Genomic DNA, 12982 nt, shown 5'->3' with positions numbered 1-12982 from the left:
GGGAGCCCCATGTCCGCGGACGATCAATCGGCCAGCAACAGCAGCCACCCCTATGACGATCTGACACCGGACCGTATCCTGGATGCCGTGGAAGGCGAAGGCTTCCCGGTCAGCGGGCGCCTGTTTGCCCTCAACAGTTACGAGAACCGGGTCTACCAGGTAGGGCTGGATGACCAGCCACCGGTGATTGCCAAATTCTACCGCCCGGGCCGCTGGAGTGAAGACCAGATCCGCGAAGAGCACAGCTTTTCCCTGGAGCTGGCCGAAGCCGGGGTACCGGTCGTTGCGCCACTGCCGCTGGCATCCGGGGATACCCTGGGGCGGGAAGGTCCCTTCCTGTTCGCCCTGTTCCCCCAGCGTGGTGGACAGGCACCGGATACCAGCACACCAGATACCCTTTACCGGCTGGGCCAGTGGCTGGGCCAGCTCCACAACATTGGCGACCGGGAGCCCTTTCGTCACCGGCCGGCCATGTCGATCCTGCCTGCCATCACCGATTTCAGCCATTACCTGACGGAAAACGACTGGATACCCACGGACCTGCGCCCGGCCTGGGACAGTCTGATTCCAGACCTGATCAACGAGTGCGCCCGACTGGTGGATCAGGCGGGGGATGTGCATAACCTGAGGCTGCACGGCGATTGCCACGCCGGCAATATCCTGGTTCGGGAAGATCAACTGTTGTTCGTGGACATGGATGACTGCCGCAGCGGCCCGGCCATCCAGGACCTCTGGCTACTGCTGAATGGCGACGACCAGGAGCGCAGCCAGCAGTTTGGAGAACTCCTGGAAGGCTACGAAATGTTCCGGGATTTCAATCGCCGCGAGCGTTACCTGATTGAACCCCTGCGCTGCTTCCGGCAGCTCTCCCATTGCGCGTGGCTGGCCCAGCGCTGGGACGACCCGGCCTTCCCCCGGTTTTTCCCCTGGTTTGCCCAGCCCCGGTTCTGGTCTGACCAGGTCCTTTCCCTGCGTGAGCAGCTCGCTGCCCTGCAGGGCCCCGTACTGAACATTCCCGGTCAGTACTGAACCGCTTTTACCCCCGTTATCGATCCGGAGACGCCATGAGCAAACCCGAGGCCACCTACACCGTCCGTAGCCTGATTGTGACGGCTATTGCCAGCATCATCGCCACTGTCCTGGTGCTGGAATTCAGCGGCAAAATTGCCCACAGCGAGAACAAGGACCACGTTCCCGTAGGCGATTTCAAGGCCATCCATGTGCAGCCCGGTGAGGACTTCCGTATGTCCTCGAAGGCATCCGAACTCCATGCGGTCTGTCAGAATGGCTACCTGGCCATCGCGGCGGACGCTGACCCCGACTACCGGGGCATTGTCGTGGATTACAAGAATCGTGGCGTCCGGTGCCAACGAGCGCCGAACACCGACGAGTAACGGGAGCACGCATCCATGAGCCAGCAGCGCAAACACGGTCCGAGCCATCGCCTGGACACCATCTATGCCACTGACCAGCCCCGCCAGGATTTCCGGTTTGATGAGTCCGTAGCCCGTGTGTTCCCGGATATGATTCGCCGCTCTGTGCCGGGCTACACCACCATTATTCCGATGATCGAGGTGATCACCGAGCAATATGTGCAAACAGGCTCCCATTGCTACGACCTGGGCTGCTCCCTCGGCGCATCCACCCTGGCCATGCGCCACGGAATGCCCGCCTCCGGTTGTACCCTGGTGGGCGTAGACAACTCCCCGGCGATGATCGATCGCTGCGAGCACTACATCGCCCTGGACGATCATCCGCTGCCTGTCACACTGCGTTGCGAAGATATCCTGGACACGGACATTGTGGATGCGTCGGTTAGTACCCTGAATTTCACACTCCAGTTTGTGGACCCCGGGCGACGGCTGGAACTGCTTACCCGCATCGCGGAGGCAACTCGCCCCGGCGGCGTGCTGATCCTGTCGGAGAAAATCCGCTTTGACTGCGAGCGCGAACAGGAGACCCAGACCCGGCTACACCATGAGTTCAAGCGAGCCAACGGCTACTCAGACCTGGAGATCAGCCAGAAGCGCAGCGCACTGGAACAGGTGCTGATTCCGGAAACCCTGGGCGAACACACACGACGGCTCGAAGCGGCCGGGTTCCGGGATGTAACGGTCTGGTACCAGTGTTTCAACTTTGTATCCATGCTGGCATTCAAGCCGGACTGAAGAGGACGAGGACGTACCATGCTGGACTGGCAGACTACCTGGTCGGACATGCTGCTGCGACTGGAAAAGGAGGGCTGGCAGGACTGGGCTGACAAGATCCGCGACCAGCTACACCAACACTTTGTAGAGAATCCCCACGGCGACCTGCGGCGCTGGCAGGCTGCCCTCGCCAGGCTGCCAGAGCGTACGGACGGACTGGTCTGGTGCGACCGCAGTGAAGTCACGGTGGACAGCCTTGTACCCCTGTCGTCCCCGGAGGCAGAAGAGCTGGAACAGGGCCTGCGGGGCCTGATGCCATGGCGCAAGGGGCCGTTCCGCTTTTTCGGAACCCTGGTGGATACCGAATGGCGCTCGGACTGGAAGTGGGAGAGGGTAGCCCCGGCACTGAGCGACCTCAATGGGCGCCGTGTCCTGGACGTAGGCTGCGGCTCTGGCTACCACCTCTGGCGCATGTACGGCGCGGGCGCCAGCGAGGTAATTGGCATCGATCCGGGCCTGCTGTTCCTGTGCCAGTTCCTGGCGGTGAAACGCTATCAGCCGTCGGCACCCGTGGATCTCCTGCCCCTGCGCATTGAGGATCTTGCGCGACCGCTGGAGTATTTCGATACCACGTTTTCCATGGGCGTGCTCTATCACCGGCGCTCACCCATTGACCACCTACTGGAACTGAAAGACACCCTCAGGCCCGGCGGCGAGCTGGTACTGGAAACCCTGGTGGTGGACGGCCCGGAGGGCTACGCCCTGATGCCCGAGGATCGCTACGGCCGTATGCGCAATGTATGGTTCCTGCCCTCGTGCCCCACCCTGTTGCGGTGGATGGCCAGGGCCGGCCTGGAAGACGCCAGGGTCGTTGACGTGACCGTTACGACCAAGGAAGAGCAGCGATCCACCGACTGGATGCAGTTCCAGTCACTGGAACACTTCCTGGATCCGCAGGACCCGAGCCGCACCATTGAAGGCTACCCCGGGCCAAAACGGGCAACGGTCATTGCCCGCAAGCCAGGGCGATAAGTAAAGGAGGGAAGCGCTGCCAGGCATCGGGCTTAAGCCCCCGCCCGGCAGTTACTGACTATTATGCGCCGAAGGGGTGGCGCATGGTGATGGTTTCCACCCGGTCCGGACCGGTGGAAATGATATCAATGGGCGCCTCGATCTGCTCCTCAAGGAACCGGATATAGGCCCGGGCGTTGGCCGGTAGCTGATCAATAGCGGTCAGGCCGACGGTACTCTCGCTCCAGCCGGGCAGCTCCTCATAGACCGGCTCGATCAGGCTGTACTCTTCCACATTGATAGGTGGGCGGCCTATTTCACCGTTCGGCGTCTTGTAACCTACACAGACCTTTACGGTTTCCATCCCGTCCAGCACATCCAGCTTGGTCAGGCAGATACCGGACACGCTGTTGATCTGGATCGCGTGACGCAGTGCGACCGCGTCAAACCAGCCACAACGACGGGAACGACCCGTGGTGGTACCCACTTCATTGCCCTTGATCGCCAGGTGCTGGCCCATGTCATCGAACAGCTCCGTGGGGAAGGGACCTGAGCCAACCCGTGTGGTGTAAGCCTTGGTAATACCCAGCACGTAGTCCAGGAACAGCGGGCCAAACCCGGAGCCCGTTGCTGTTCCCCCTGCAGTGGTGTTCGAGGAGGTGACATAGGGGTAGGTACCAAGATCGATATCCAGCAGGGAGCCCTGAGCCCCCTCAAACAGGATGTTCTCGCCACGCTTGCGGTAGTCGTGCAGAAGGTCGGTGACGTCTGCCGCCATGGGAAGGATCTCTTCACCCATCTGGCGCAGCGTAGCCAGTGCCTGGTCGATGTCCTCCGGCTCGTCCCGGAAATACTCCGTCAGCACGAAGTTATGATAGGTCATGATTTCCCGCAGTTTCGCCTCGAAGGCCTGCGGGTTGCACAGGTCACCAAGGCGCAGGCCACGGCGGGAGACCTTGTCCTCGTATGCCGGGCCGATACCGCGGCCGGTGGTGCCGATCTTGTCGTTGCCGCGGGCACGCTCGCGAGCCTGGTCGATACGAACATGGGTCGGAAGAATCAGCGGGCAGGCGTAGCTGATGCGAAGGCGATCACGGACGGCTACGCCCCGCTCTTCAAGCTCACGAACCTCCTTGAGTAGCGCGTCCGGGGAAAGCACGACACCGTTGCCGATAAGGCACTGGACATGCTCCCGCAGGATACCGGACGGAATCAGGTGCAGGGCGGTCTTCTTGCCCTCGATCACCAGGGTATGGCCCGCATTATGCCCCCCCTGGAAGCGGACAACCGCCGCGACCTGGTCCGTCAGCAGATCAACGATCTTGCCCTTGCCTTCATCACCCCACTGGGTGCCCAGCACTACAACGTTCTTTCCCATGACAATCTCTCATATGGCCCGGTCAGCGACCGGTCACTGTCAGTATGAATCGCAGAGATAGGCAGGTGTCGGCCCTGCCTACTGAATCTCGAGTTGTTCCACTACCCACTGGCCATCGCGCTTGACCAATACACGGTCGCAACCCCGCTCAGCCGGGTTGACGCTGACGTCCTCAGGCAGTGCCCTTACAACGGCTTCTGTCGTACGTAGCCTTGCGACAGCCGCATCCAGGGACGGATCCGGGTCCGCCGGCGCCCAGATGACCGCGCTTCGGCGTACAGTGCGGCGACCGAGCGCCACAAGGGCCCTGACATCAAGGCTGAAACCGGTGGCTGGACGGGCGCGACCGAAATCCTGGCCGATGGCATCGTAGCGGCCGCCCTTCCCGACCGCATCACCGTGGCCAGGGACGTAGGCCGCGAAAACCAGCCCGGTGTGATAGTTGTAGCCCCGCAGCTCGCAGAAGTCGAAACCGAGGCGGAGGTCCGGATGGCTCTCCCGCAACCGCTCAGCAATCCGTTTGAGCTGATCCAGGGCGCCAATCACATTGGCCGGTGCCCCTGCCAGTACCCGGCGGGCCTCTTTCAGGGCATCCAGGCCGCCACTCACCCTGGCGAGAGCGCGCAGATAGGCCCCCGGGGTGTCCGGTGGACACTGCCCCAGCAGCTGGTCAAGCTCGGGAATGGACTTCCGCGCCATGGCGTCAAAAATGGCGGCCTCGGTGTCCTCATCAAAATCCGCAGCTTCGATCAGTGACTGGTAAACCGCCACGTGGGCAAGGTCGAGGTGCACCTCAGGAACGCCAGCAACACGCAGGGACTCCAGCATGAGCCGGATGACTTCCAGGTCGGCCTCTTCCGAGGAGCTGCCAAATAACTCACAGCCTGCCTGGATAGGGGTTCGGCCTGTCAGCATATGTTGGGGGCGTGCATGGAGCACGTGTCCGGCGTAGCACAGACGGGTGATGCCGTCCTGGTGCAGGGTGTGGGCATCGATACGAGCCGCCTGGGGTGTCATATCTGCGCGCACCCCCATCATACGCCCTGTCAGCTGATCGGTCAGCTTGAACGTCTGCAGGGCCAGGTCGTGGCCGGTACCGGTAAACAGGGAGTCGAGGTATTCGATCAGTGGCGGGATCACCAGCTGATAACCCCAGCGCTGGCACGTGTCCATGACTTCCCGGCGCAGGGACTCAATCTGGCCGGCCAGCGGCGGCAGGATGTCTTCTACGCCGTCAGGAAGCAGCCAGCGGTCAGAAACCGTCATAACCTGTTTACCTTCTGCTGAATTCAGTTGGGGGCGAGATTACCGGATGCAAACATTTACCCAAAACCCGGCGGATTCTACACCTTTGCCGGCCACAAAAAACCGGACCGCCCCAGCCAGTGCCGAAGGGGTCCGGTTTCATTCAACCGGTGCGGGCTGATCAGTTCGCGGCCGGGTTGGCGTCCTTGAAGTAGCGCATGAATTCACTGTCGCTGTCGATGACCATCACGTCGTCCTTGCCAGAGAACGTCTTCTGGTAGGCTTCAAGGCTACGGTACAGGCGGTAGAACTCAGGATCATTGCCATAGGCGTCCGCATAGATTCTGGCGGCCTGACCATCCCCTTCACCACGGGTTTCCTCGGCGGTGGCAAAGGCTTCGGCCAGGGTCACGGTACGCTGCCGGTCGGCATCGGCGCGGATACCCTCCGCCAACTCACGGCCCCGTGAGCGGAATTCCTGCGCCAGTTTCTCGCGCTCGGTCGCCATGCGCCGGTAGACGTTTTCACTCACCGACTGAGGCAGCTCGATGGCCTTGACCCGGATGTCCAGCACTTCAATACCGAAAGCTTCACGCACCCGCTCATTAACCCTGTCCCGCAGGGTTTCCATCAGCTCATCCCGCTGACCCGAGACCACCTCGTGCATGGTACGGACACCGAACTCGTCCCGCAGCCCGTTGTCGATACGGGACAGCAGCAGCGACTGGGCACGCAGCTCGTCACCACCCGTCGAACGGTAATACTCGTCTACGTCCTGGATCCGCCAGGCCACGTAGGAATCCACGTCCAGCGGCTTTTTCTCAATGGTCAGGTACTGCTTGGCCGGCAGGTCCGTTGTCAGCACCCGGATGTCGAACTCCCGGACCTGGTCAACCACCGGCACCTTGAAGTGCAGCCCGGCAGGCACGTCGGTTTCGATCAGCTCACCGAACCGGAGCACCACGCCACGGTGGGTTTCCGGGATGATATACACGCTGGACAGAACCAGCAGGATGACAACGAGGGCACCTGCAAGGCCCGCTATGCTTTTAGGCCCCATGATTATCGACTCCTCCGGCTGTTATTCAATTCCTGGCGGCTGCGCAGCTCTTCAATCACCCTGTCCGTCAGTGCCTGGATGCTTTGTTCATCCTGGCGCTGGCTGCTGTCCAGAGAACCGGAGTTGCTGGCACCACTGGAGCTACCGCCCTGACTGCCGAACATGCGATCCAGCGGCAGGTACATCATGTTGCCGGTGCTGGCGGTATCCACCAGAACCTTGGTGGTGTTGGAGTAGACGTTCTCGAGCGCCTGCAAATACATCCGCTCACGGGTCACCTCAGGTGCCATCTGGTAGACCGACAGTAACTCGGTGAAGCGCGCAGTTTCACCACGGGCGCGCTCGATGACCTCATCGCGATAGGCGTTGGCCTCCTCGATCAGCCGTTGGGCACGGCCCCGGGCTTCCGGAACGATCCGGTTACGATAGGTCTCGGCCTCTTCCTTGAAGCGCTGCTCGTCTTCCCGGGCACGCTGAACTTCGCGGAAGGCATCCTGCACCGCTTCAGGGGGCTGGGTGCTTTCCACGTTGACCTGGACGATTTCCAGACCAGTACCGTAGTCGACGAGGAAGCGCTGCAGGCGCTGCTCGACGCGGATGGCCAGCTCGGCACGCCCCTCGGTCAGCACGTCATCCAGCACCGAGCTGCCCACTTCGTGGCGCAGCGCGCTGTCGGTGGCGAAAGCCAGGGCCTGGTTTGAGTCCCGGACATTCAGCACATAGGCCTTCGCATCGGACACCCGGTACTGAACCTGGAGGTCGACGGTAACGATGTTCTCGTCCTCAGTCAGCATCTGGCCCTGGGACTCGGCGTTACGAACGTTGGTGACACGAACCTTGGTCGCCTGTTCCACCAGCGGCAGCTTGAAGCGCAGACCCGGATTTTCCGTACGATGGTATTCACCAAAGCGAAGGACCACGGCCCGCTCCTGTTCGTCGACGGTATAGAACGACTGGAAGACGACATAGCCCACGACGATGATGGCGCCCAGGGCAAACACGGCGCCCAGGCCAGCACCACCGCCCTTGCCGCCGGACCCGCCGGAACCACCGGAGCGATTACCACCCTTGCCGCCCAGCATGCGGTTGAGCTTGTCCAGCCCCTTTTTCAGGGCCTCATCCAGGTCAGGGGGCCCCTGATCGTTGCCGCCACGACGACCACCACCGGTGCCCCAGGGGTCGTTGTCGTTGCGATTTCCACCCGGTTCATTCCAGGCCATAGGTCTCTCCGTCTATGCGTTTAAAGCGTTGCGAATGGCTGCAAATACTAGGGATTTATACGTGCCCCGGCAATAGCCAGCGGTGTTTTCACAGGCAACAGACCCGAATCCTGTGATCAGGGAGCGTCAACCCTCACCTGATCCGCCGACAGGCCGGCGCGACTGAGCAACTGGAACCAGTCACGGCTCTGCAGGCGGACTTCCACCGCCACATCACCGTTCTCCAGATAATCCTCCCTGAGCACCGAGCCCGCCTCATGAAGCAAGGCCCGGAGCTTGCCATCGGCTGGCCCCAGTACCACTCGCTGGTGGAGCAGGTCTTCCGCAAGGCGCTCAACAATCGCGTCAAAGAGTAACTCCATGCCCTGCCCGGTCTGGGCAGATACCCACACCCGCACTGGGTCACCACTTTCATTACGCTCGACCCTCGGCGTGAAGTCTTCAAGCAGGTCTATCTTGTTGAACACCTGGAGGAATGGAACTTCGTCAGCGCCAATCTCGTGGAGCACGTTTTCCACCTGCTCCATGTTCTCTTCCCGGCGCTCATCGTGACAGTCCACGACGTGCAACAATAATGATGCCTGGACGGTTTCTTCCAGGGTTGCCCGGAAAGCTTCCACAAGCTTGTGGGGAAGGTGGCGGATAAATCCCACTGTATCCGCAATAACGACAGGTCCGATGTCGGGAAGTTCCAGCCGTCGCAATGTCGGGTCCAGGGTGGCGAACAGCTGGTCTGCCGCGTAGACGCCAGACTCAGTGATACGATTGAAAAGCGTCGACTTGCCGGCATTGGTGTAGCCCACCAGGGAGACAGTAGGAATATCTGCCTTTTTTCGGGCACGGCGCCCCTGGTCCCGCTGCCGGCGCACCTTCTCCAGACGCTTGTGAATCGCCTTGATGCGTTCTCTCAGCAGTCGCCGATCAGTCTCCAGCTGGGTTTCCCCCGGGCCGCGCAGGCCGATACCGCCTTTCTGGCGCTCCAGGTGGGTCCAGCCCCGCACGAGACGGGTAGACATGTGCTCCAACTGGGCAAGTTCCACCTGCAACTTGCCCTCATGGGTTCGGGCCCGCTGGGCAAAGATATCGAGGATAACACCGGTACGGTCAAGCACCCGGCACTTCAGTTCCCGTTCAATATTCCGCTCCTGGCTGGGGCTAAGGGCGTGGTTGAACAGCACCACGTCAGCCTCGCACGCGGCCGCCATATCACGGATTTCTTCCAGCTTGCCTTCGCCCACGAACAGCCTCGGGCTGGGCTGGTTGCGGGACCCCGTGACTTCCGCCACCGGCTCAACGCCTGCGGACGTCACCAGTTCCCGGAATTCGCCAAGGTCTTCCATGGCACTGCCATGGGAGCTGAATTCGATATGAACAAGCACGGCTCGCTCACCGACATCAGGACGCTCAAACAATCAGTCTTTCTCCCGTCTCTTCAGACAGCTTCGGAGAAGATCTTTCCCCAACACCGAAGCAATAATCTAATGGATAAAAATGTAAAAACCCGCACAGCCTGAACCAGCATTACCTGGTCAGCCTGTGCGGGCCTGACGACAAAACCCCGAGGTGCTGTCAGTCTTCCGATTCATTCTCTCCAGCCGGGTTCTGCTGGGGAATGCGAACATTCCGGGCAGGTACAACGGTGGAAATCGCATGCTTGTAGACCATCTGGCTGACGGTATTCTTAAGCAGAATGACAAACTGGTCGAAGGACTCTACCTGGCCCTGAAGCTTGATACCGTTCACCAGGAAGATGGAAACCGGGATACGCTCCTTGCGCAGTGCGTTGAGGTAAGGGTCTTGTAGAGAGTGCCCTTTTGACATGTTATTTCTCCTGTATTTTTCTGATAGTGCAGATCGTCGTTGTGTTACAGCCGCCAAACGCACCAGCATTAACCAATGCCAGGTCAGCAGCCAATCGGGACCGGATACCTCCAGTGAAGTTCCCGGTGAACCTCCGGCAAAGCCTGAAGCCCTGATCCTCAGCGCCCCGACTTCAATGTGGTGTGAGATTCGAGTTTTTTCAAGGCAATGGCGAGATTTTCACCGGCTTCAGTTTCGAGCCAGGTCACATCCTGCCACTTTCTCAGCCAGGTCAGCTGGCGTTTCGCCAGTTGCCGGGTGGCAGCAACACCCCGTTCCACCATGTCCCCGTAATCACCCTCGCCGGCCAGCCATGACCAGACCTGGCGATAGCCCACGCTCCGCATGGAGGGCATGTCCGGCGTGAGGTCAGCACGAGCCATCAGCCCCCTGACCTCTTCCAGAAAACCCTGTTCCAGCATGGCCTGGAAGCGGTCCCGGATACGGTTATGCAGCTGCTGGCGCTCTGGCGGCGTCAGGGCAAACTGGACAACAGTATACGGCAGCCGGTGGACCGCGTCTGCCTGCCAGTTGGTCAAATACGGGTAATCCTTGATATTTGTCCCGGTTTGCCAGAACGACGAGATAGGGCGCCCGGTTACCCGGTAAACCTCCAGTGCCCTCAATAGCCGCTGACGGTTATTGGGGTGAACCAGTTCCGCCGCTATTGGGTCTGCCTCTGCCAGTTGTCTGTGCAATTCCGGCCAGCCCTCACGGGAGGCCAGTTGCTCCAACTCCTGGCGGACCCCGGGGTTAGCGGCAGGCAGATCACCCATACCCTGCAGCAGGGCCTTGAAGTACATCATGGTACCGCCTACCAGCAACGGGATACGACCAGCCCGGGCAATGGCGTCCATTTCGCGCAGGGCGTCCCGGCGGAAGTCTGCCGCCGAGTAGGTCTCCGCCGGGTCGCAGATATCGATCAGGCGGTGGGGTGCCCGCGCCAGCTCTTCCCTGGAGGGCTTGGCGGTGCCGATATCCATGCCCCGGTAAATCATCGCTGAGTCAACGCTAATGATGTCGCAGGGCAGATGTTCACACAGCTCCATAGCGAGGTCTGTCTTGCCGGACGCGGTTGGGCCCATCAGCAGGATGGCGAGGGGCGGCTGCGGGGATGACACTGCCATCAGCGGCCCCGCAGGAACAGCTTGTCCAGTTCAGGCAGGGTCACCAGGGTCCAGGTGGGCCGGCCATGGTTACACTGACCGCTGCGTTCAGTGGCTTCCATATCCCGCAAAAGGGCATTCATCTCGGGAATCGTGAGCTGGCGATTGGCCCGTACTGAGCCATGACAGGCCATGGTGCCGAGCAGCTCGTGGGTCTGGGCCTCCACCCTGTCACTCTGGCCGTGGGTTATCAGATCCGCCAGCACGTCCCGCAGCAACTGCTCGGCGTCTGCCCCCCGCAACAGCGCCGGCAACTGCCTGACCGCCAGGGTTTCCGGACCGATCCGCTCCACCACCAACCCGAGGGTCGCCAGGTCACCGGCACAGTCTTCCGCCAGTGCTGCCTCCTTCTGGCTAACGGCAACGGAGACCGGTACCAGCAAGGGCTGGCTGGTCAGGTCCTGGGCGTCCAGCGCACGCTTCATTCGCTCATAGGTGATACGCTCGTGAGCGGCATGCATATCCACGATGATCATGCCCTGGCGACCCTGGGCCAGGATATAGATACCGTGCAACTGGGCAATGGCATAGCCAAGGGGCGGTTCGCCATGCTCTCCCTCTTCCGGGACCGTGGATCCCATGGCCGGGGTTGGCTGGGTCTGGGGATAGGGTCTCGGCCGGGCCTGGAGCTCCCCGGCCTGTGCGGGGCCACCTCCTTCACTCAGAGACCGGTAGAAGGCCATCTGATCCCTGGCTTCCCAGGGTGACCGGGGCTGCCCCTGGTTGCGGGCCTTCCAGGCCTCGGTACCCGCCCAGCCCGGGCCGGCTTCCGGTCCCGCAGCGGGAGCTGACGCACCACCCGTTGCCTGCATGGCAGCTGGCTGGGGATGATCGGTGCCAGCTTCGCGCCCCAGGGACTGGGCAACAGCGCCGCGGAAGTGGTCATCCGGGCGCACATCCGCCAGCGCCCGGTGAAGGGTGCGGAAGATAAAGTCATGGACCAGGCGCCCGTCGCGAAAGCGGACTTCGTGCTTGGTAGGGTGCACGTTAACATCCACGTTGGCCGGGTCCAGTTCCAGGTAAAGTACAAAGGCGGGATGGCGGTTATTATATAAAACATCCCGATAGGCCTGGCGCACCGCGTGCGCGACCAGGCGGTCGCGAATAACACGGCCATTGACGAAAAAGTACTGCAGGTCCGCCTGACTGCGGGAAAAGGTGGGCAGGGCAACCCAGCCGCGAAGTCTCAGCCCGGTAGCTTCAGCGTCGATCACCACGGCATTGTCGATGAACTTCTGCCCGCACAGTGAACCAATGCGACGCTCATGGTCCAGGTCGCTCTCCGCCGGCCTCAGGCTGTGGACCACTTTCTGGTTGTGCCGAAGGGTAAAGCCGGTATCGAACCGGCCCAGCGCCTGCCGCCGCAGCACTTCTTCCACGTGGCCGAATTCGGTCTTTTCGGTTCGCAGGAACTTGCGCCGTGCCGGTGTATTGAAGAACAGATCCCGCACTTCCACGGTAGTGCCTACCGGGTGGGCGGCCGGCGAAACCCGGGCGTCCATATCACGCCCTTCCACCTCCACCCGGCTGGCTGCTTCCTGCTCTACCGTTCGTGAGGTGAGTGTAAGCCGGGATACGGAGCTGATACTGGCCAGTGCCTCGCCGCGGAAACCCAGGGACGCCACTGCCTCAAGGTCATCCAGGGTTGCGATCTTGCTGGTAGCATGGCGACTCAGCGCCAGGGGCAGCTCGTCCTCCGGGATACCAACACCATCATCCCTCACCCGGATCAGGCGAACACCCCCCTGCTCCACCTCCACGTCGATGCGACGGGCTCCGGCGTCCAGGGCGTTTTCGACCAACTCCTTGAGAACCGAGGCGGGACGTTCGACCACCTCCCCGGCCGCAATCTGGTTGGCCAGCCGGGGGGACAGCAGCTTGATGGAAGGCATTGA

Annotated in this window: 12 protein-coding genes; 4 read left to right on the top strand and 8 right to left on the bottom strand. The window is 61.5% G+C overall.

Translation table 11 applies throughout. The features are described from left to right. The first annotated feature begins 9 nt into the window (after positions 1 to 9). From LJ360_RS06585 to cmoB, 4 genes are read left to right on the top strand one after another with little or no spacing between them, the layout of a single operon-like run. Positions 10 to 1029, top strand: a complete 1020-nt coding sequence (locus tag LJ360_RS06585) for a serine/threonine protein kinase (RefSeq protein ID WP_264995641.1) — start codon at positions 10 to 12, stop codon at positions 1027 to 1029. Between the two features lie 35 nt (positions 1030 to 1064). Further along, positions 1065 to 1394 carry a kinase gene (locus LJ360_RS06580; RefSeq protein ID WP_091849140.1) on the top strand — a complete coding sequence of 110 codons (330 nt, stop codon included), beginning with the start codon at positions 1065 to 1067 and terminating at the stop codon, positions 1392 to 1394. Positions 1395 to 1409: 15 nt separating this feature from the next. Then, a complete protein-coding gene (cmoA, locus tag LJ360_RS06575; RefSeq protein ID WP_091849141.1) occupies positions 1410 to 2168 on the top strand; it encodes a carboxy-S-adenosyl-L-methionine synthase CmoA in 759 nt (252 codons plus the stop codon). Between the two features lie 18 nt (positions 2169 to 2186). Further along, entirely contained in the window at positions 2187 to 3179 is a 993-nt protein-coding gene (gene cmoB, locus LJ360_RS06570; protein WP_413774399.1) for a tRNA 5-methoxyuridine(34)/uridine 5-oxyacetic acid(34) synthase CmoB, read from the top strand. Between the two features lie 61 nt (positions 3180 to 3240). Here cmoB and LJ360_RS06565 read toward each other — a convergent pair whose 3' ends face one another. The 8 genes from LJ360_RS06565 to mutL all read right to left on the bottom strand — a co-directional run bounded on the left by LJ360_RS06565 (position 3241) and on the right by mutL (position 12979). Beyond that, positions 3241 to 4536, bottom strand: a complete 1296-nt coding sequence (locus LJ360_RS06565; protein ID WP_264995640.1) for an adenylosuccinate synthase — start codon at positions 4534 to 4536, stop codon at positions 3241 to 3243. A gap of 78 nt (positions 4537 to 4614) precedes the next feature. Then, complete coding sequence (locus tag LJ360_RS06560) at positions 4615 to 5802, bottom strand: ATP phosphoribosyltransferase regulatory subunit (protein ID WP_264995639.1); 1188 nt, start codon at positions 5800 to 5802, stop codon at positions 4615 to 4617. A 160-nt stretch (positions 5803 to 5962) separates the two neighbouring features. Beyond that, positions 5963 to 6841 carry a protease modulator HflC gene (gene hflC / locus LJ360_RS06555; RefSeq protein WP_091849149.1) on the bottom strand — a complete coding sequence of 293 codons (879 nt, stop codon included), beginning with the start codon at positions 6839 to 6841 and terminating at the stop codon, positions 5963 to 5965. A 2-nt stretch (positions 6842 to 6843) separates the two neighbouring features. Then, a complete protein-coding gene (gene hflK / locus LJ360_RS06550; protein ID WP_091849150.1) occupies positions 6844 to 8061 on the bottom strand; it encodes an FtsH protease activity modulator HflK in 1218 nt (405 codons plus the stop codon). 116 nt (positions 8062 to 8177) lie between these two features. Further along, positions 8178 to 9473 carry a ribosome rescue GTPase HflX gene (gene hflX / locus LJ360_RS06545; protein ID WP_264995638.1) on the bottom strand — a complete coding sequence of 432 codons (1296 nt, stop codon included), beginning with the start codon at positions 9471 to 9473 and terminating at the stop codon, positions 8178 to 8180. Positions 9474 to 9630: 157 nt separating this feature from the next. Beyond that, complete coding sequence (hfq, locus tag LJ360_RS06540; protein WP_091849152.1) at positions 9631 to 9882, bottom strand: RNA chaperone Hfq; 252 nt, start codon at positions 9880 to 9882, stop codon at positions 9631 to 9633. A gap of 158 nt (positions 9883 to 10040) precedes the next feature. After that, entirely contained in the window at positions 10041 to 11048 is a 1008-nt protein-coding gene (gene miaA / locus LJ360_RS06535; protein WP_091849153.1) for a tRNA (adenosine(37)-N6)-dimethylallyltransferase MiaA, read from the bottom strand. Continuing rightward, positions 11048 to 12979: a DNA mismatch repair endonuclease MutL gene (gene mutL / locus LJ360_RS06530; RefSeq protein WP_264995637.1), complete on the bottom strand. Its 1932-nt coding sequence runs from the start codon at positions 12977 to 12979 to the stop codon at positions 11048 to 11050. Before mutL ends, miaA begins: the two co-directional genes overlap by 1 nt. Positions 12980 to 12982 lie beyond the last annotated feature (3 nt).

It is taken from the genome of Marinobacter sp. AN1 (assembly GCF_026013985.1).
GTDB lineage: Bacteria > Pseudomonadota > Gammaproteobacteria > Pseudomonadales > Oleiphilaceae > Marinobacter > Marinobacter segnicrescens.
This window is presented reverse-complemented; position numbering and strand designations above follow the sequence as displayed.

Bases quoted from the DNA above. Each gene is read 5' to 3' on its own strand.
- hflK (WP_091849150.1), bottom strand. From the start codon at position 8,061: ATGGCCTGGAATGAACCGGGTGGAAATCGCAACGACAACGACCCCTGG.
- miaA (WP_091849153.1), bottom strand. From the start codon at position 11,048: ATGGCAGTGTCATCCCCGCAGCCGCCCCTCGCCATCCTGCTGATGGGC.
- hfq (WP_091849152.1), bottom strand. From the start codon at position 9,882: ATGTCAAAAGGGCACTCTCTACAAGACCCTTACCTCAACGCACTGCGC.
- mutL (WP_264995637.1), bottom strand. From the start codon at position 12,979: ATGCCTTCCATCAAGCTGCTGTCCCCCCGGCTGGCCAACCAGATTGCG.
- LJ360_RS06565 (WP_264995640.1), bottom strand. From the start codon at position 4,536: ATGGGAAAGAACGTTGTAGTGCTGGGCACCCAGTGGGGTGATGAAGGC.
- hflC (WP_091849149.1), bottom strand. From the start codon at position 6,841: ATGGGGCCTAAAAGCATAGCGGGCCTTGCAGGTGCCCTCGTTGTCATC.
- LJ360_RS06580 (WP_091849140.1), top strand. From the start codon at position 1,065: ATGAGCAAACCCGAGGCCACCTACACCGTCCGTAGCCTGATTGTGACG.
- LJ360_RS06560 (WP_264995639.1), bottom strand. From the start codon at position 5,802: ATGACGGTTTCTGACCGCTGGCTGCTTCCTGACGGCGTAGAAGACATC.
- LJ360_RS06585 (WP_264995641.1), top strand. From the start codon at position 10: ATGTCCGCGGACGATCAATCGGCCAGCAACAGCAGCCACCCCTATGAC.
- cmoA (WP_091849141.1), top strand. From the start codon at position 1,410: ATGAGCCAGCAGCGCAAACACGGTCCGAGCCATCGCCTGGACACCATC.
- cmoB (WP_413774399.1), top strand. From the start codon at position 2,187: ATGCTGGACTGGCAGACTACCTGGTCGGACATGCTGCTGCGACTGGAA.